Annotated in this window: 19 protein-coding genes; 11 read left to right on the top strand and 8 right to left on the bottom strand. The window is 71.8% G+C overall.

The window, feature by feature from the left end:
- The first annotated feature begins 96 nt into the window (after nucleotides 1-96).
- Nucleotides 97-921 (top strand): ribonuclease BN, encoded by an 825-nt coding sequence (locus ACFYY2_RS03425; RefSeq protein ID WP_388736371.1) that lies wholly within the window; start codon nucleotides 97-99, stop codon nucleotides 919-921.
- Nucleotides 922-1,036: 115 nt separating this feature from the next.
- Here the strand turns inward: ACFYY2_RS03425 and ACFYY2_RS03420 are convergent, their stop codons facing one another.
- Complete coding sequence (locus ACFYY2_RS03420) at nucleotides 1,037-1,642, bottom strand: ClpP family protease (protein ID WP_388736367.1); 606 nt, start codon at nucleotides 1,640-1,642, stop codon at nucleotides 1,037-1,039.
- Nucleotide 1,643: 1 nt separating this feature from the next.
- Nucleotides 1,644-2,282 (bottom strand): ATP-dependent Clp protease proteolytic subunit, encoded by a 639-nt coding sequence (locus ACFYY2_RS03415; RefSeq protein ID WP_388736365.1) that lies wholly within the window; start codon nucleotides 2,280-2,282, stop codon nucleotides 1,644-1,646.
- Between the two features lie 292 nt (nucleotides 2,283-2,574).
- On the opposite strand from ACFYY2_RS03415, the gene ACFYY2_RS03410 reads away from it, so the two are divergent.
- Nucleotides 2,575-2,751 (top strand): hypothetical protein, encoded by a 177-nt coding sequence (locus ACFYY2_RS03410; RefSeq protein ID WP_388736362.1) that lies wholly within the window; start codon nucleotides 2,575-2,577, stop codon nucleotides 2,749-2,751.
- A gap of 323 nt (nucleotides 2,752-3,074) precedes the next feature.
- On the opposite strand, the gene ACFYY2_RS03405 is transcribed toward ACFYY2_RS03410, so the two are convergent.
- Complete coding sequence (locus ACFYY2_RS03405) at nucleotides 3,075-3,251, bottom strand: hypothetical protein (protein ID WP_388736360.1); 177 nt, start codon at nucleotides 3,249-3,251, stop codon at nucleotides 3,075-3,077.
- A 427-nt stretch (nucleotides 3,252-3,678) separates the two neighbouring features.
- Between ACFYY2_RS03405 and ACFYY2_RS03400 the strand changes: the two genes are divergently transcribed.
- The gene (locus ACFYY2_RS03400) at nucleotides 3,679-4,524 is read left to right on the top strand and encodes a class I SAM-dependent methyltransferase (RefSeq protein WP_388736357.1); all 846 of its coding nucleotides are present in this window, start codon (nucleotides 3,679-3,681) and stop codon (nucleotides 4,522-4,524) included.
- A gap of 68 nt (nucleotides 4,525-4,592) precedes the next feature.
- Here the strand turns inward: ACFYY2_RS03400 and ACFYY2_RS03395 are convergent, their stop codons facing one another.
- Nucleotides 4,593-4,961 (bottom strand): winged helix-turn-helix transcriptional regulator, encoded by a 369-nt coding sequence (locus ACFYY2_RS03395; protein ID WP_388736354.1) that lies wholly within the window; start codon nucleotides 4,959-4,961, stop codon nucleotides 4,593-4,595.
- Nucleotides 4,962-5,181: 220 nt separating this feature from the next.
- Between ACFYY2_RS03395 and ACFYY2_RS03390 the strand changes: the two genes are divergently transcribed.
- Complete coding sequence (locus ACFYY2_RS03390; protein WP_388736352.1) at nucleotides 5,182-6,216, top strand: zinc-binding alcohol dehydrogenase family protein; 1,035 nt, start codon at nucleotides 5,182-5,184, stop codon at nucleotides 6,214-6,216.
- Between the two features lie 84 nt (nucleotides 6,217-6,300).
- Here the strand turns inward: ACFYY2_RS03390 and ACFYY2_RS03385 are convergent, their stop codons facing one another.
- Both ACFYY2_RS03385 and ACFYY2_RS03380 read right to left on the bottom strand, forming a co-directional pair.
- Nucleotides 6,301-7,290, bottom strand: coding sequence for an ArsR/SmtB family transcription factor (locus tag ACFYY2_RS03385; RefSeq protein WP_388736349.1), 990 nt, complete (start codon nucleotides 7,288-7,290; stop codon nucleotides 6,301-6,303).
- Between the two features lie 183 nt (nucleotides 7,291-7,473).
- The gene (locus ACFYY2_RS03380; RefSeq protein ID WP_388736347.1) at nucleotides 7,474-8,274 is read right to left on the bottom strand and encodes a peptidoglycan DD-metalloendopeptidase family protein; all 801 of its coding nucleotides are present in this window, start codon (nucleotides 8,272-8,274) and stop codon (nucleotides 7,474-7,476) included.
- 238 nt (nucleotides 8,275-8,512) lie between these two features.
- Between ACFYY2_RS03380 and ACFYY2_RS03375 the strand changes: the two genes are divergently transcribed.
- Both ACFYY2_RS03375 and ACFYY2_RS03370 read left to right on the top strand, forming a co-directional pair.
- A complete protein-coding gene (locus tag ACFYY2_RS03375) occupies nucleotides 8,513-9,769 on the top strand; it encodes a hypothetical protein (protein ID WP_388736344.1) in 1,257 nt (418 codons plus the stop codon).
- 31 nt (nucleotides 9,770-9,800) lie between these two features.
- Nucleotides 9,801-11,081 (top strand): hypothetical protein, encoded by a 1,281-nt coding sequence (locus ACFYY2_RS03370; protein WP_388736341.1) that lies wholly within the window; start codon nucleotides 9,801-9,803, stop codon nucleotides 11,079-11,081.
- Nucleotides 11,082-11,142: 61 nt separating this feature from the next.
- On the opposite strand, the gene ACFYY2_RS03365 is transcribed toward ACFYY2_RS03370, so the two are convergent.
- Nucleotides 11,143-12,285, bottom strand: coding sequence for an FAD-dependent oxidoreductase (locus ACFYY2_RS03365; RefSeq protein ID WP_388736338.1), 1,143 nt, complete (start codon nucleotides 12,283-12,285; stop codon nucleotides 11,143-11,145).
- A gap of 271 nt (nucleotides 12,286-12,556) precedes the next feature.
- A complete protein-coding gene (locus ACFYY2_RS03360) occupies nucleotides 12,557-13,249 on the bottom strand; it encodes a TetR/AcrR family transcriptional regulator (protein WP_388736336.1) in 693 nt (230 codons plus the stop codon).
- Nucleotides 13,250-13,507: 258 nt separating this feature from the next.
- Between ACFYY2_RS03360 and ACFYY2_RS03355 the strand changes: the two genes are divergently transcribed.
- The 5 genes from ACFYY2_RS03355 to ACFYY2_RS03335 all read left to right on the top strand — a co-directional run bounded on the left by ACFYY2_RS03355 (nucleotide 13,508) and on the right by ACFYY2_RS03335 (nucleotide 17,785).
- Complete coding sequence (locus ACFYY2_RS03355) at nucleotides 13,508-13,786, top strand: polyprenyl synthetase (RefSeq protein ID WP_388736333.1); 279 nt, start codon at nucleotides 13,508-13,510, stop codon at nucleotides 13,784-13,786.
- Nucleotides 13,776-14,831, top strand: a complete 1,056-nt coding sequence (locus tag ACFYY2_RS03350; protein ID WP_388736331.1) for a polyprenyl synthetase family protein — start codon at nucleotides 13,776-13,778, stop codon at nucleotides 14,829-14,831. Before ACFYY2_RS03355 ends, ACFYY2_RS03350 begins: the two co-directional genes overlap by 11 nt.
- Before the next feature lie 97 nt (nucleotides 14,832-14,928).
- Nucleotides 14,929-16,098 carry an oxygenase MpaB family protein gene (locus tag ACFYY2_RS03345; protein WP_388736329.1) on the top strand — a complete coding sequence of 390 codons (1,170 nt, stop codon included), beginning with the start codon at nucleotides 14,929-14,931 and terminating at the stop codon, nucleotides 16,096-16,098.
- A gap of 123 nt (nucleotides 16,099-16,221) precedes the next feature.
- On the top strand, nucleotides 16,222-16,809 hold the full coding sequence (locus ACFYY2_RS03340) for a helix-turn-helix domain-containing protein (protein ID WP_388736327.1): 588 nt from the start codon (nucleotides 16,222-16,224) through the stop codon (nucleotides 16,807-16,809).
- A 100-nt stretch (nucleotides 16,810-16,909) separates the two neighbouring features.
- Nucleotides 16,910-17,785 (top strand): class I SAM-dependent methyltransferase, encoded by an 876-nt coding sequence (locus ACFYY2_RS03335; RefSeq protein WP_388736324.1) that lies wholly within the window; start codon nucleotides 16,910-16,912, stop codon nucleotides 17,783-17,785.
- Nucleotides 17,786-17,802 lie beyond the last annotated feature (17 nt).

Below are 17,802 nucleotides of genomic sequence, written 5' to 3'. Positions count from 1 at the left end.
GCGGGCGGTCCCGCCCCGGTGGGCGTCCGCGCCGAGATTCCGCGCCGTGCCCTCACACGGCGGACGCTCGGACCGTGGTAATCGACAGAGATGCGAATGAATCCCTCAAGTGCCGCGAACCGGCCATCGTGGTTCGACCGGCTGCACCGCATGGTCAGCCACTCCCCGCCGGGGCGCGGATGGCGGAGGGGCCGCGAGCTCGAACTGGGGCAGCGGGCCCTGAGCTTCGCCGCGCTCGGATTCCTGACACTCATCCCTCTTCTGATCATCGTCTCCGCGGCGGACCGGCACGGGCAGGGATTCGCCCAGTGGCTGGGCCAGGCGCTCGGCGTGTCCGCCGCCTCCAGGAAGCACGTCGAGAAGCTGTTCGCCCTGCCCGGCCAGGCACTCCAGACCACGACCGCGTTCGGCCTCGCCGCGCTCGCGGCGTTCGGGCTGAGCTTCGGGTCAGCCGTGCAGACCGGCTACGAGAAGGTCTGGGACCTGGTTCCGGCTCGCTGGTGGGCAACATGGCGCCATCTGGCGTGGCTCGGTGTCTTCGCCGGGTACATCTTCGTGTCCGCCACGACCCAGCTCCTGCACAGGCCGCCCCTGGGCGGGGTCCTCGCATCGGGGAGCGCCGTCCTCTTCTTCTGGTGGTCGCAGCGCCTGCTGCTGGGCGGGAGGATCCCCTGGGCCGCACTGCTGCCCGGCGCCGTGCTCACCGTGATCGGGCTGCTCGGCCTTCGTGTCTTCTCCAGGATCGTCTTCACCCCGTTGATCGCCTCCAGCACCGCCAGTTACGGCCCGGTGGGGACGGTCCTGATCCTCCAGTCCTGGCTGGTCGGTGTGGGCGTCGTCGTGTTCGGAGCGGCGTTGGTCGGCCGGCTCCTCCACGAGGAACTTCCCCGCGTGTCGGACGCGCTGCGGCGGCGAAGGTGAGCGGCCGTGCGCGCCCGGGTGAAGGAGCCGGTCGCGTCGGCGCGGCGCCCGGCGGACGGGGAGTCCGCCGGGCCGCTCCCGTTCCGTGCCCGGGTGGCACCGCCGGGAGCGCTGTTCAGGCGGCGGTCACCATGCGGCGGCTGAGGACCTCGTCGGCCAGCCCGTACGCCACCGCCTCCTGCGCGGTGAGGATCCTGTCCCGGTCCGTGTCCGCGCGGAGCGTCGCGGGGTCGTGCGGTGTGTGCCGGGCCAGGACCTCCTCGACCTGCGAGCGGACCCTCTGCATCTCCGCGGCGTGGAGCCGCAGATCGGAGACGGTGCCCTGCCGGCCGGCGCTCGCGGGCTGCCCCAGCAGCACCCGGGAGTGCTCCAGGACGAACCGCCGGCCGGGGTCCCCGCCGGCGAGCAGCACCGCCGCGGTCGAGGCGGCCTGGCCGACGCAGAACGTCGCGATGGGGGCGGACACGAAGCACATCGTGTCGTAGATCGCCATGAGCGAGGTGGGCGATCCGCCCGGGGAGTTGAGATAGATCGCGATCTCGGCACCGGGGTTCGCCGACTCCAGGTGGAGCAGCTGCGCGATGACCACGTTGGCGACCCCGTCGTCGATCTCCGTACCGATGAAGATGATCCGCTCGGAGAGGAGGCGGCTGAAGACGTCGTAGGACCGTTCCCCCTGGGGCGTGCGCTCGACGACGTTCGGAATCGTGTACTGGCCCATGTCAGAGTCCCATCCGTCGTCGTGAGGCGGCCGGCCGGACGGTGTCGAGCGATGCCACGACGTGGTCGGCCATGCCGTAGGCCTTGGCCTCCTCCGCCGTGAACCACCGGTCCCGGTCGCCGTCCCGGGAGATCGTCTCCGCGGACTGCCCCGTGTGCGCGGCGGTGATCCGCTCGACCGCCCGCTTGGTGAACTCCAGGTTCTCCGCCTGGATCGCGATGTCGGATGCGGTGCCGCCGATGCCGGCCGACGGCTGGTGCATCATGATCCTTGCGTTCGGCAGGACGAAGCGCTTGCCCTTCGCGCCGACGGTGAGCAGGAACTGCCCCATGGACGCGGCGAAGCCCATGGCGAGGGTCGAGACGTCGTTCGGGACGAGCTGCATCGTGTCGTAGATGGCCAGCCCTGCGGTCACGGACCCGCCCGGGCTGTTGATGTAGAGGCTGATGTCGGTGCGGGGGTCCTCGGCCGAGAGGAGCAGCAGTTGCGCGCAGACCCGGTTGGCGGAGACCTCGTCCACCTGGGTCCCGAGGAAGACGATCCGCTGGGCGAGGAGCTGGGCCGCGAGATGGTCGTCGTAGCGCGTGGCGGGCGTGTCCTCGTCGGCGGCGCGCGGGGGGTGGGCGGGGTACGGCGACATGCGGGCCTCCTGGTGGTGGAGCGGCCGTCGCGGCCGCGGTCCCTCCACTCTTGTCCGTCCCGGCCGGCGGAGTCACCGGTCTCTGCCCGCGGCAGATTCGCCGCGGGCAGAGCGTCGTTGCACGGGACGGGCGGGCCGGGGACCGGATGCCCGTCGTCGTTGCACGGGACGGGCGGGCCGGGGACCGGATGCCCGGGCACGGACGCACGCGGGGAGCCGGGACCGGTCGTCGGGGTCGGGCCGGGCAACGGATCCATTGCCGGGTTCTCGCGCGGTCTCGTATGCTCCGGAGATGGCGACAGCACTGACACTGGGCGGTATCGGGGTCACCCTGCTCATGCTGATCGTCGTCACCGTGCTGTTCCTGTGCGGGCGGCGGGTGCGCCGGGGCCGGAAGGCCGGCCGCTACCCGTACCGCGCCAAGCCCAACGGCACCTACGACAACTCGTCCTCGAACGGCCCTCACTGACACCGTTCGGTACGGCACGGGCGCAGCCGTACCGGCGGGGCGACGACCACGCTCATCCGGGCCGAGGGGCAGGTGGACGCGCCTCTCCCCGGGAGGGACGCTGGGCGGTCATCGAGGCCAACGCCGCCTGGGCCAGTGGGTGTTACTCCGGTGATCCGGACCGGGCACTCGACGTGGTGCTCAGGTCCGCCGGGCCGGTCACGTACCTGTCGGAACGGGACACCCGGTTCGTCAGACGCGTCGCCGGACCCGCTTCGCCGTAAGGCTCCCCGGAGCCGGGGCCACCCTGGGCGATCCCGTCGGGCGACGCGCGAGCGCCGCGGTCATGACCGCGGCGGCTCCGCCGGGCCGGCGGGCGATTCCCAGGCCCGCTCCCGCGCGATCGCCCGGTCGCCCTCGTTCCTCAGTCTCTCGTCGCCCAGAGCGATCCCGTCGGCCCTCTTCTTCATGCCGACCAGCTGCCGGATCCTGTGTGCGACTATCGCCGCCGTCCTGCTCATCAATCTCTCCCGTGTACGTGCATCCGAAGCGGGGACGAGGACCCGCCGCTTCGTGCGCGGCGGACCCGATGCCCACTCCAGCGTGCCACACGCTGTCCGATTTCGACCGATTCGGTCATGCGCGGATCGTAGGGCACCTCCCACCTGCGGCCGCCTGTCCTCGCGGACCTCAGATACGGGACAGCCCCGACGATCCGGGCGGCGCACAGCCGGGGCCGACCGGGCCCGGGTACGGCGCGCCTCGGCACCACGGCCTGGCTCCGGTGGAGGATCGGTGGGCAGCGCCCTTCAAGGCGTTACGCCGGGCACCGCACCACGACGTGGAAGGTTCTGTCATGGGACTGATGGACGAGCTGCCGTACCGGTCCGCCGCCGGCCGGGGGCGAAGCCCCGTCGACGACGGCCCGCACTCCGCGCCGGTCGTACCGTGAACGCCGGCAGGGGCGCGAGCGGCCGCGACGACGGCCGCTACGGCGAATCCCTCTTCCGCCCCGGACAGGCCGGAGAGGGAGAACGTATCGACTTCGGTGCCCTCGCCTACGACGACATCACCCTGGCGCGGCTGCGCGCCCTTGGAGTGGGCCCCGGATGGCACTGCCTCGACGTGGGTGCCGGCACCGGAACGGTCTCCCGCCGGCTGCTGCGGGAAGCCGGGGTGGCGAGCGTGCTCGCCGTGGACCGCGACGTACGGTTCGTCGGCGGGGGGCTGCAGGTGCCCGGGCTCGAAGTGCTGGAAGCCGACGTCACCGCCCCCGGCTTCGTGTCGGGGCGGTTCAGGCTCGTCCACGCGCGCTTCGTGCTCATGCACCTGCCGGAACGGGAACGTCTGATCTCAGCGCTGGCCGGACTCGTCGCGCCCGGTGGTGTGCTGGTCCTCAGCGATGCCGTCGACCTCACGAGCGACGAGACGCCGGACACGCCCTACGCGACGGCGATGCGGGCGATGTGGCAGGGACTGCGGGCAGCGATCGGCACCGACGTGTCCTGGGTGCCGTCGTACCCGCGGCTTCTGCGTGAGGCGGGGCTCGGGTCCGTGGCCGCCGAGATCCACGTGCCGCCGCTGCTGCCGGGCAGTGCCATCAGCCGTTTCTGGGCCGAGACATGGGAACGCGGCAGGGCCGCCATGACCGCCACGGGTCTCGTCGACGACGAGGCGGTCGACGAGGCGGTCCGGTATCTGGGGAGCGGCGAGTGCGCAGCGGTGTCGGCAGGCATGCTCACCGCCTGGGGATGGAAGCACGATGGGGCCGCCGCCCCCGGGCCCGGCGCATGACCGCAGCCGTCACTGGGGCGAGGATCAGGCGGAGCGGCACCGCCGGCCGCCGAGGGGAACGACTCCGGTCACGAGCTCGCTTCCTGGATGTCGTCGAGATGGTTCTCGACCCACAGACGGAGCTGTCCGAGCGGTTCGGCCACGCTCTCGCCGAGCGCGGTCAGGTTGTACTCGACGTGCAGGGGAACCGCCGGGTAGATGGTCCGGGTGACGAGCCCCTTCTCCTCCAGGCGCCGCAACGTGCTGGTCAGCACTTTCGGGCTGACGCCCTGCAGGCGGCGCTGGAGTGCGCCGAACCGCTGGGGGCCGGCCTCCATCGCTCCGATGGCCAGGGCGGACCACTTGTTGGCCAGGAGGTCGAGCACCTCTCGGCACGGACACTGCGCCGCGTACACATCATGGTGCTCGTGCGCGTCGTTTCCGCAGGTCATGGTCATCGGGCGGTCCTCGTCCTCGGTGTGGATCCTTCATACTTCCCATTGGGAAGTATGTGCCCTTGCAGGTTACTGCCCCCTCAGCGATAGCGTGAATCCGTCGATCATCACCGAGGCGGCGATCCCCTGGTCGTGCGTGATCCCACGGCATCGGGACCTCCTCGGACCATCCCGGGGCGGTCCGCCGCAGGACAGCCCGGCCCGCAGAAGGAGCAGAAGAGCAATGAGCGCAGCAGAAGGCACGACGATGCGCGCGGTCGTGTACCGCAAGAGTCTGCCGGTCCAGGACCACGAGAGCCTGCTGGACGCCGAGCTGCCGGTACCCCGTCCCGGCCCGCACGACCTGCTGGTCGAGGTGGCTGCGGTCGCGGTCAACCCGGTGGACTACAAGGTGCGGCAGAACAGCGACCCCGGAGGGGAGGCGAAGGTCCTGGGCTGGGACGCCGCGGGCACCGTGGTGGCGGTGGGCGAGGCGGTGGAGCTCTTCCGGGTCGGCGACGACGTGTTCTACGCGGGGGCGGTCGACCGTCCCGGCTCGAACGCCCAGTATCAGGTGGTCGATGAGCGGATCGTGGGACGCAAGCCCGCCACCCTGTCGTTCACGGAGGCAGCGGCGCTGCCGCTGACCTCACTCACCGCCTGGGAGGGCCTTTTCGAACGCCTGGGCCTGCGCCGGGGAGCCATGGAGCAGCAGGGCGCGCTCCTGGTGACCGCGGCGGCGGGCGGCGTGGGCGCCATGGTCGCGCAGCTGGCGCGGGCCCTCACCAGCCTCACGGTCGTGGGCACCGCTTCACGCCCCGAGAGCGCCGACTTCGCTCGCCGGATGGGCGTGGAGCACGTGGTCGACCACCACCGGCCGCTGCCCGGACAGGTGGCGGAGGTGGCCCCGGGAGGAGTCGACTACGTCTTCAGCACGGCGGGCACCGACCGCAACCTCGCCGCGTACGCCGAGGTGCTGAATCCGCACGGACAGATCGTGGCGATCGACGACTTCGGCCCCGTGGAGATCGGTGCGCTGAAGTCGAAGAGCATCTCCTTCCACTGGGAGCTGATGTTCACCCGCTCGCTGTACCGGACCGCGGACCGGATCACGCAGCACCACATCCTCACGCAGATCGCCCGGCTCGTGGACGCGGGCATCCTCAGGACCACGGCCACGACCGACCTGGGGGCCGTCACCGCCGCCCACCTGCGCGAGGCCCACGGGATTCTCGAATCCGGAAAGGCGATCGGGAAGATCACGCTCACCGGTTTCTGAGCGTGCGGCGCGGGTGAGCGGCTCCGCCACGGGGGACGCGGTGGTGGCGGTCCGTCCGGGGGACGGGCCGCCACCACCGGACGCTCACCGCAGGGACCCCTCCAGGACGGCCCGGCCGAGCCGCGTCCTGTGGTGCAGTACCCGCACGCCCTGGCGTTGAGAGAGCAGCAGCCCCGCCTCGCGGAGCACGGTGGCGTGGCGGCTGGCCGTGGACGGTGCCAGCCGCAGTGCCGCGGCGATGTCCATCGTGGTCATCGGACGGTCCAGCATGCGCAGGAGTTCGGCCCGCGAGGCACCGATCAGCTGCGCCACCGGGGCGTCCCCGCCGTCCCGTCGGCGTTCGAACCAGCCGGGAGCTGGTGAGAGCGGGTGGACGAGGACCGGGGGCAGCTCCTCGTCGACGAGGGCCAGCGGGGCACGTACGCAGAAGAAGGCCGGGACGAGCGTCAACGCCCGTCCGTGGAGCGAAAGTTCACGATTCACCGGGTACGGGGCACAGAGCAGCCGGTCGCTGTAGCGCCATCCGGGCAGTTGGTCGTATCCCGTGAGTAGCCCCTCGGCACCGTGGGCGAGGACCGCCTGGGCCCGCACGGTCCGGTCAGCCGCCGCCTGCGCACCGATCGCGGACAGGTAGGGCTCGACGGCGACCCGGTGGTAGGCGCGCAGGGCCGAGCCGAGGCGCCGCAGTGCTTGGGGACACCCGTCGGCGAGCGGTCGTACGTCGGCGGGGACCGGACCGCCGGTGTGCGCGTGGAGCCGGGTGAGTTCGGCGCGCAGTCTGCGCCGGGGCGTGGACAACAGCCGGTCGAGGCCCGTGTCGAGATCGGTGTCCCCGCGGCCGGGCGTCAGGAAGTCGGGGAAGTACGAGCCGTCCGGGCAGAGGCGTGTCAGCGCGCGGGTCACGGATTCGAGGCCGGCCCGTCGCAGGGCCGCACCCACTTCGCGGCGCCAGGCACCGAACGTGAGGGGCGCCTGCCGGTTCTGGAGGAGGTGGAGACTGAGCGCGGTCTCCCACAGTGGGTCCACGCGGGACGCGACGCGCAGGCCGGCGAGTTCCCGGCTCGTGAATTCCACCCGCAGCACTGCGCACCCCCGGTGGTCGCGGACGCTCACCGGCGTCCGCCCAACCGGCACTCTACGCGCATCACCGAAATGACGCATGCATGCCAGAAATCTGCTGCGGCGCCTCGCGGGTTCGGCCGGAATGCGAGGCGGCCCGGCCGGAAATCCCCCGGCCGGGCCGCGTCCGCCGAAGGGTCAGCAGAGCGGCACACCGGGCAACTGCGCGGCCGGGTGGTCGATGTAGATGTTGCTGATGAAGCCGTTCTGGTCGCGCAGCTTGCTCCACCAGTTGTTGCTGTATCCCTCCGCGTTGACCGTGTCGCCCTGCTTCTGGCACAGGACCCGCACGGCCGTGGGACCGGCGAGGGTGGTGACGACGGGAGCGCTCACCCGGGCGTCGGCGCGGACGTTGACCCCGCTGCCCCAGGTGTTGAACGGGTAGCCGCTGCCACCACAGCCGTTGTCACTGGTCAGGAACGCCTGGTTGTAGCTGCCGGGGTAGGACAGGCCCGCACCGTTGATGACGATGTTCTGGCCCACTCCGTTCAGCAGCTGCTCGTAGTGGATGTGCGCCCCCGAGGAGTTGCCCGTGCTGCCCGTGACACCGATCTGCTGCCCCTGGGCGACGGACGCGCCGCTCGGCACGGAGTACGCGGAGAGGTGGAAGTAGTACGTCGTCCAGCCGCCGCCGTGGTTGATGGCGATGTAGTTTCCGGCCCCACTCGGCTGCGAGTACCGGGTGGCCGTCCCGGCCGCCGAGGCCAGCACCGGGGTGCCGGCCGTGGCGCCGCCGTCGGAGCGCACGAAGTCCAGTGCCCGGCGCACCTCGGCCGAGTGGTGGCTGTACGTCCAGCGCTGGCCGCACGGGAAGGGCGCCTTGAAAACGGGCGCGGCCGTCGCGCCCGACTCCGCGGCCTGGGCAGGGACGGCCGACATTCCGGCCATCGCCAGGAGTGCCGCGGCGAGCAGGGACGGAAGACGTCTGAGGAACCTCACGAATGCTCCTAGGGGGGAAGGGGCCCGGACCGGAGCCGGGCGGAGGCGCGGTGAGACGTCGGGAACGTAACGGTGCCCCGCGCCCCTGACAAGCGCGGGACGGTCTTCTTCGACCAGGAACGAATTGCTTGCGCCGCCGGCCGGGGCGCATCACCGTGGCGGCCACATGCCAGAAGCCACAGCGCCGCCGCCAGGCCGTCGGCCCGGTGCGCCCGTGCCCCTAGGAGCCCCCACTCCCATGCCACCCCCACGCCCGACTCGCCGCCCCCCGCTGTTCGGTGCCCTCCTGACGACCGTCGGCCTGCTGATCGTCGCGTGCACCGGGAACGCGGTGGCCGCGCCCCTCGGCTCCCCTCCCTCCGCCACGGGTGACGCCCGTCCCGTGTCGTACGTGCCCGACCTGCCGCACTCCGGTGCCGGGCCGCACGCGTCCCGTCCGGACAGCCGGACCGCCGTGACCGTCCCGGCGGACGTCACCGCGGGCGTCGCCGTGTTCGACCGGATCACCGGACGGTTCACCGAGTCGCATGATCCGGACCGCGCCTTCCGCTCCGCGTCGGTGGTGAAGCTGCTGCTGGCTCTTGACTACCTGTGGAACCGGGGGCCGGCGTACGACCCTCCGCAGGCGGACCGCGACCGGCTCGCGGCGATGCTGAGCAGCAGCGACGACGCCGCCGCGAGCCACTACTGGTCGACGGGCGGCGGCAGCGCGGTGATCACCCGCATGGTGACCCGGCTGGCGCTCACCGGCACCGCCCCACCGCCGGCGGTCTACCCCGGCTACTGGGGTTACACGGCGACCACCGCCGCGGACACCGTCCGCGTGTACCGCTACCTCCTCGACACCGCGCCGGCTCCCGTACGGGAACTCGTCCTGGGGGCGCTGCACCGGTCCACCCGCTGCGCGGCGGACGGCTTCGACCAGAACTTCGGTCTGCCATCGGCGTTCGAGGCGCCGGGTGCGGTCAAGCAGGGCTGGTCGGGCTTCACTTCGGGCGGCTGCACCCCGGTTCCGGCCCCGGTCGCTGCGGCTGCCCCTGCCCCTGCCTCGGCCCCCGCCGCCGCGCCCTCGCTCGACCTGACGTCCGAGGCGCTGCACACGACAGGGACCGTGGGACCCGACGACCGGACGATCGTCGCCGTCCTCACCCTCCATCCGGACGGCACGCCGTACGGGACCGCGTACAGCAAGGTCACCGCGCTCACCGGCTCCCTGAACGTCCCCGGAGCCGTCCGCCCCTCCGGCACCCGGTTCACCACGTGGGGCAGCGGTGTCCGCGTCCGTTCGGCACCCACCACCGCGTCCGCCGCCCTCACCACGCTGCCCGCCGGAGTGGACGTGCTCGTGAGATGCCAGCAGCAGGGCGGCGTCGTGTCCGTCCCGCCGTACACCAACGACTGGTGGGCCTATCTGCCGCAGTACGGCGGCTGGATCACGAACATCTACGTCGTCTCCCCCGGCGACACACTTCCGGGCGTGGACCGTTGCCCGTAGTCCCCCTTCCCCACCGACCAGGAGATCTTTCGTGCGACGCAACCAGAGATCGAACTCCCGCGCCATATCCGCCCGCAGGGGGCCGGCCGTCGCCGTCTCCGTGCTGGCCGTCGCCGCGCTCACTCTCACCGCCGGCCCCGCTGCCGCCCGCGACGACGCCGCGGGCGACTCCCCGCGCGGAACCGTCAGCTGGCGGGCCGACCTGTCCGCACCCACCGGGGGTGAGAGCAACGTCAGTCGCGCCGGCGGCGCACTGCGCCTTCGCGACGCCGGTCTGCGGCCCGCCTCGTCCCGCTCTCCCCGCGGGCAGGGCACGGCCCTGTCCCCCGTGCGGGATCTCGGACGGGCGGTGAACCTGATCACCCCGGACGTCGACGCAACCGTGTCCACCGGAGCCCAGGTCGCCGTCGACGTACGGGGACAGGACGGGTTGGGCCGGTGGACCGAGTGGCGCGAGGCGCGCGACGGCTCACCGGCCCGGCTGCCGCGGGCGGTCACCCGGGTACAGACGCGAATCACCCTGGTCTCCGCGCCGGACGGCGCCGCACCGGCGGTCCGGGCCCTGGGTCTGACCGGCGAACTCGGTGCTGCGGCCGAGGAAGCCGTGGCCGCGGAGGCCTTCACGACCAGCGTGTACGCGACGCGGGAAGGGCTGGTCGGCGGTACCACGGCCAACGGACACGTGATCGTCGCCAACGACCACTTCGTGGCGCTCCCCTCCCGCCGGGGCCTCTCCCCGAAGGGCAGCGGACAGTACTCGGTCCGCGTCTGCGGTCCCGTGCGCTGCGAGACCGCCCCCGTGTGGGACGTCGGGCCGTGGAACACCCGCGACGACTACTGGAACCCGTCCTCGGTCCGCGAGACGTTCAAGGACCTGCCGCAGGGCCGGCCCGAGGCGCAGGCCGCCTACCAAAGCGGCTACAACGGCGGGCTGGACGGCTCCGGCCGCCGGGTACTCAACCCGGCGGGCATCGACCTCGCGGACGGCACGTTCTACAACGTGGGCCTGAACAACAACGGCTGGGTCACGGTCACCTATCTGTGGACCGGCAGCGGTGCGCCGACCAAGTCCTTCCCGACCTGGGGCACCGACGTCAACATCCGTCAGCAGCCGACGAGTGCGTCGACCCGGGTGGCACAGCTCCCCGGCCCCACGACGGTACGCGTGCAGTGCCAGGTGCACGGCCAGCTCGTCCAGGCCGACGGCCACAGCAACGACGCCTGGTCCTACCTCCCGGACTACGGCGGATACGTCTCCAACATCTTCATCGACGTGGCCGAGGCATGGCTGCCGGGCGTCCCGAACTGCTGACCGGTGGCGGGGCGTTCCGCCCCGTGCCGCGGTAAGAGCTGTGCGGACCCGGCCGGCGGCACTACTCGTCGCCGGGTCCGGCGGTGAAGAACCCGATCATGCGTTCCAGGCCGTGGTCGCCGAACATGGTCTCCAGGCTGGTGGCCGACTCGGTGGCCGAGGCCTCGCTGCGCGGGAAGAGCGCCTTCTCGTAGGACGCCAGCGCGGCTTCGGTGTCGCCGGGACAGGCGGCGATCGCCAGGCCGAGTTCGGCTCCGTCGAACATGGCGAGGTTGGCGCCCTCCCCGGCGAAGGGGGACATGAGGTGAGCGGCGTCGCCGAGCAGTGTCACCCCGGGGACGCGGTCCCAGCGGTGCCCGGTCGGCAGAGCGTGGATACGCCGGGGCATCAGCGCGCCGTCGGCGTCCGCGACCAGAGCGCGCAGGCCGTCGTCCCAGCCCTCGAACTCGGCGAGTACCGACGCCTTGGCGGCGGCGGTGTCGGCGAAGTCGACGCTGTCCAGCCAGTCTTCGTCGACCCGGAGCGCGGTGTAGACGTGCAGGCTTCCGTCGGTCTCGCGGTGTGCCAGGAAGGCGCGCCCGTCGCCCAGGCTGAAGAAGGAGCCGGCACCGATGACCTCGGCGCTGCGCGGGTGGCGCACGTCCGCCTCCAGGAGGTCGGTCTCCACGAAGGAGATGCCGGCGTAGGCGGGTTCGGCGTCCGAGAGGAGCGGCCGGACCTTCGACCATGCGCCGTCTGCACCGATCAGGAGGTCGGTGGTGACGGAGGAGCCGTCGGCGAAGGTCACTTCGTGCCGCGCGCCGCCCAGGGGGCGGGCTCCGGTCACCTTCCGGCCCCATCGGATCATTCCGTCCGGGAGGGAGTCGAGCAGCAGTTCACGCAGGTCCCCCCGGTCCACCTCGGGCCGTCCGCGGCTCTCCTCGCCTCCCTCGTCGATGTGGACGGTGCCGTCCGGGCCGAGGAGGCGCATCGCCTCACCGCCCTGGTGGATGATCGCGCGGAAACCCTCGATGAGTCCGGCGGCGTGCAGTGCCTTCTGGCCGTTCTCCTCGTGGATGTCGAGCATGCCGCCCTGGGTGCGGGCCTTCGCGGAGGCCTCCAGGTCGAACACGGCCGCTTCGATGCCGTGGGCGTACAGGACACGGGCGGCGGTCAGACCGCCCAGGCCCGCGCCGATGATCGCAATGGGGACGTGGGTACTCATCAGGACCTCCTGGTGTCGGCGTCCGCGTGCGGTGGATCGCACCTGGGCGGGCGACGCGGGGCTGCTCTGCGCCCCCGTCGACGCGGACGGCGCCGTCGCTCCATGGCTCCCGCTCGGACTCCTCCACCGTAACGAACATGTTCGTCACGAACAAGTTCGAGGGACACTCGAGGCGGCCCGGCGCTGCGGCGGCAGGTTCGGGGCACGGTCGCGGCACCCCCGCACAGCCCGGCGGCGTCCAGGGCGGGCGGGTTCTGCGGGGGTGGCCGAGTCAGGCGTCGGTGCGGGGCACGGGGGTGCTGGTGATGCCGTTGATCAGCACCTCGAATCCCCACCGCAACCGCTCACCGGCGCCACTGATGAGAGCGGGCATGTGGGCCCGCACGGCAGGGTGAGTGCTCTCGTCCACGGTGCGCAGGGCGCTGGTGAGCGCGTCCCAGTCCTCCTGCGCGGACGGATCACCTCTCCTGGCCGAGTGTTCGGCGGCGGTGGCGGTCGCCGTCTGAAGCAGCTTGTCCACCCCCCACGCGACCTGCTCCACGGCGGCCCCGCTGCGCGAGAGCAGGTCCAGGATGCGGTTGACCAGCCGGAGGTAGTTCTCTCCGCTGGGCCGGGCCACGAGGGCGGAGCGGGCGAGCTGAGGGTGCTGGAACAGCACCATGGTGTAGGACGTCAGCACTGCCACGAGCCGTTCGCGCCAGTCGCCCTCCTCACCCTCGGCAGCCAGGTCGACCTCGCCGAGCAGCGCGTCGAGCACGGCCGCGTGCAACTCGGCGGTGTTGGAGACGTAGACGTAGAGCGAGGCCGGGCCCGTGTCCAGTTCCTGCGCGAGCCGGCGCATGGTGACCTTGTCCAGCCCTTCGGCGCGCATGATCCGTACGGCGGTGTCGACGATTCCCGGCCGGGACAGGGCGGGCTTGGCAGGGCGCTCCCGGCGGGACACCGGCTCTCTTCTCACAGTCACTCCGCGATCGTAACGAACACGTTCGTACCCGGTGGCCGGAACCGTCCCGTCCCGCGCACGGACCGTGGAAGGGGGCCCGGAAACCCCGGGCGGCATGTTTGACCAGCGGGGGACGGCGGCCGACCCGATCCGCACGACCGGGCGAGGTGCTCACTCGATGGTGAGTTCGTCCACGCGCGCGTCCCGCTCGACGTGACCCTGGGAGAGCGGCGCACGACCGGCGCCGCGCGGCTACGGCCCGGTCGTGGGGAGATGGCGATGACACAGGACGCGAGAAGACACCTGGGACCCGACAACCAGGCGGTCCTTCTGATGGCGGGGCTGGCGGATCTGGCGGTGACCACGCTGGGCTCGGCCCTGGGCTCCGTGCGAGGGCTGCTCCGCCGGTCGGACACCTCGGAACTGGCGGCGGACGCCGAGAGGGAACTGCTGTCGCGGGGCCGGCTGATGCTGGAGCGGCACGCCGTCGTGCCGCCGGCACACCTGGAGGTCCTCGCCCGGGAAGCACTGGCTCGGCGGGCTGCCGATGGCGGGTGACCTGTGGGATCCGGCCGCGTTCAAAGCCCGGGTGGACGACGTACTGCAGCGGTTCGTCGCCGAGCAGGCGGACGGGTTCGCCTCGATCGATCCGGCACTGCACCCGGTGGCCGAACAACTGGAGGCGACGGTCGCCCGGGGGAAGCGGCTGCGGGCGGCGTTCTGCTACTGGGGCTGGCGAGCCGTGGGGCAGCCGGACGACGACGCACTGGTGCGGGCCGCGGCCTCGATGGAGCTGGTGCACGCCGCGGCGGTCGTCCACGACGACCTCATCGACGAGAGTCCGTTGCGCCACGGCCGGCCGACCGCGCACATCGCCCTGCGGGGGGCCGTGCGCGGCCGTCGGCGCGCCGCCGCTGCAGCCAGGTCGCTCGCGATGCTGGTGGGAGACCTTCTGATGGAGCTCGCCGGGCAGTTGTTCACGACCAGTGGGCTGCCCGCGGCCTACCTCGGCCGTGCCCGCCCGCTGTGGTCGGCGCTGGCCCGTGACCTGATCGCGGGTGAATGCCTGGAGATCCTGCGGACCGGATCGGATCCGGACACGCGGGGCTCGCTCAAGGTGATCCGCTACAAGACCGCCAAGTACACCGTCGAACAGCCCCTGCTGATCGGCGGCGTCCTGGCCGGAGCCGGTGAGCGGCTGCGCGAGGGCTACTCGGCGTACGGACTTCCCCTGGGCGAGGCGTTCCAGCTGCGGGACGACCTGCTCGGCGTGTTCGGCAGTACCGCGCACACCGGCAAGGCCTGCACCGACGATCTGCGCGGGCGACGGCCGACGGCCCTGCTGGCGGAGACCTGGAGGGCCGCCGGCGAGGACGAGCGCAGGCAGCTCCGCTCACTCCTGGGAAGGCGGGATCTCGACGAGGAGGGCATGCACACCGTGCGTGCGATGATGCGCCGGCTCCAGGCCCCCGACCGTATCGAGGAGATGATCGGCGTGCGGATCGAGGAAGCCCTCGCCGCGCTGCACGCACTCGATGTGCCGCGCCCGGCGGCCACGGCCCTCACCGCCCTGGCGCACTCGGTGACCACCCGCCTGTCCTGACCTCCCCGGGCGGCGCCACCGCACCCCGGAACAGTGCGACCCGACACCGGACCCTCTCGCCCGCCGCGGGCGACACCGTCGTGCAAGGAGCCCGACCATGACATGCACCGAAGAATCCCTGGACTCGCTGCGCCGGGCGGGGGACGAACTCGCCGACGCCACGGTCGCCGCACTCTTCGAGCGGGGGGAGGTCGGGAAGTTCAACACACTCATGCGTTACGTCTCCACCGTGGGCGCCCCCCTGCCGGACGGTCTGCCCGACGTCGCCCGGGAGTACCTCGCGGCCACGAGTGCGCCGCCGGACTGGGTCGACTGGGAGGAGATGGAGAAGGCGCGCCTGTTCTTCATGGACAACAACGTGCACATCTCGACCGCCCTGTCCTTCGCCTCGATGCCGGCCTGCTACGTCGTCCCGCACGTGGCCAGACTGCTGTCGGCCACCCATGGCCTCAAGTACCCCTCCAAGCGGATGGCGGAGACGGGCCAGTTCACCGTGTACCTGATGCAACCGGGCGCCTTCGAGGCGGGCAGCCGGTTCATCCCGGCCGCTCAGAAGGTCCGCCTCCTGCACGCGTCCATCCGGCATCATCTGGAGCGCGAGGGCCGCTGGGACACCCGGTCGCTCGGGACCCCGATCTGCCAGGAGGACATGATCGGCGGGCAGATGTTCTTCAGTCTGCTCGTCCTGGACAGCCTGCACCGCCTGGGCATCCACATGTCCGCGGAGGGTGCCGAGTCGTACTACTACGCCTGGCGCGTGGTCGGCGCGATGCTCGGCGTCGACCAGGACGCCGTGCCCCGGAACACCGTGGAGGCCCGCCGGTTCCTCGACCTGTACATGGTCCGGCACATGGGGCCCTCCGCTGAGGGCGCCCATCTGACGCGCCAGCTCATCGACCTCTACGAGGAGGTCGTGCCGGGCACCTTCTTCGATCCGGTCGTCTCCTCGCTCATCCGCTACCTCGTCGGCGACACCTGCGCCGACTGGCTCGGGGTGCCCAGGACTTCGTGGGACACCGTGGTCAAGGCCGTGCCCCACGTCCTCGGCGTCCTGGAGTCCATCGAGGACAGCTCACCCCTCGGCGCCTGGGCGCTGGACCGCCTCGGCCACCTGACCACGCATCTCGAACTGTCCTCGCTCACACGCGGGCGGGTCATGCACTACGCCATCCCCGAACAGCTCCGCAAGGACTACGACGTCTCGGACGCGGTGCCCAGGAGCAGGCGGTGGAGTCCTCCGGCTCCGACGGTTCCGACGGTCTCCTGACCCCCGCCCGTCCGACGCGAGCCGCCGTGCCCGGTCCGGCGCGGCGGCCGCCGCACCCCGCGGGGGCACTCTCCCGGGCCCCTTTCCCCGAACCTATTGCCATCAAGGCATATCCTGTTGCCCATGACGCATGATGACGGCGAACTGGACAGTCTCGTACGAAAGCGCATCCGGGCGCTGCGCGTGGCACAGGGTCTGTCCCTGGAGGACTTGGCAGGGCGTGCCCACGTCAGTCAGTCCACGCTCTCCCGCATCGAGAACGGGCAGCGTCGTCTCGCGCTCGATCAGTTGGTCACCCTTGCCCGCGCCCTGGACACGTCGCTGGATCAGCTGGTCGAGACGGCCGCGGACGATGTCGTCATCAGTCCGGTGATCGACGGTGCCCACGGACTGATGCGCTGGCCGATGAGAGCGGAGCCGGGTATGAGCGTCGTACGGCAGCGGATGACCGAGCCACCCCCCGACAACCCGTCCCGCATGCGTGCGCACCCGGGCCACGAATGGCTCGTGGTCCTCTCCGGCACAGCGATCCTCATGCTGGGCCATCGCCGTGTGCGGGTCGAGACGAATCAGGCCGCGGAGTTCCCCACCATGCTCCCCCACGCCATCGGCGCGGAAGGCGGCCCCTGCGAGATTCTGGGGATCTTCGACCGTGACGCCCGCCGGGGCCACCAGCGCGACGGGCGCCGCGAGGTATCGGACCGGGAGTGAGTACGCTCCCCGTTGCGCGCCCGGCATGACCGGAGGCCATCTTCTTGCGCGTACGGGAAGCGAACCGGCTTCAGACGCATGGCCCCGTTAGCGTGGGAACATGACTCACGCACACCTTCAGGCTTCCCCTCACACAGCGCAGCACGACTCTCGGCACGGCGCCGGCGCCGACAGCCAGATCGAGATCCTCGACCTCGACGCGGAGGTGCTGGCCGAGCACATCTCCGCGATCACCGCCTGGCTCCCTGTCGAGGGGGCGCCGCGCGAAGTCGTGGATCTGGGCTGCGGGACGGGAACCGGCACCTTCGCCCTTCTGGAGCGCTTTCCCGAGGCCCACGTCACCGCCGTCGACTCGTCGGCCGAGCATCTGCGGCGCCTGCGGGACAAGGCGTGTGACGCGGGCGTGCAGGACCGTGTGCGCGTCGTCCAGGCCGATCTCGACGCAGCCGACTGGCCCGACCTCGGCACTCCGGACCTCGTATGGGCCTCGGCGTCCATGCACCACATGTCCGAACCGGACCGCACGCTGCGCTCGGTCCACGGCCTTCTCGCACCCGGCGGCCTGTTCGCCGTCGTCGAACTGGCCGGCTTCCCCCGTTTCCTGCCGGAGAGCGCCCCGGAGGAACGGCCCGGCCTGGAAGCCCGCTGCCACGCCGCGAGCGAGCGCCACCACGCCGAACACGTGTCGCACCGCGGAGCCGACTGGGGTCCCCTGCTCACCGCCGCCGGTTTCGCCATCGAGGGCGAACGCACCGTCACCGTCGACATCGAGGCTTCCGGGGACGCGGCCGTCGGCCGCTACGCGCTCGGCACTTTCCAGCGTCTGCGCCTCAGCGCCGTGGACGCGCTCTCCTCGGAAGACCTCGCCGCACTCGACCGGCTTCTCGACGTGGACGGTCCTCACAGCATCCTGCGGCGCGGCGACCTCTCGGTCCGCACGGAGCGCAGTGTCTGGGCCGCGCGACGCGGGAAGTGACCTCGGCCGGGACGGGC

Origin of the sequence: Streptomyces sp. NPDC001822 (genome assembly GCF_042892135.1) — a bacterium.
Classification (GTDB): domain Bacteria; phylum Actinomycetota; class Actinomycetes; order Streptomycetales; family Streptomycetaceae; genus Streptomyces.
The sequence above is the reverse complement of the archived record's forward strand: the minus strand, read 5'-3'. Positions and strand labels throughout refer to the sequence as shown.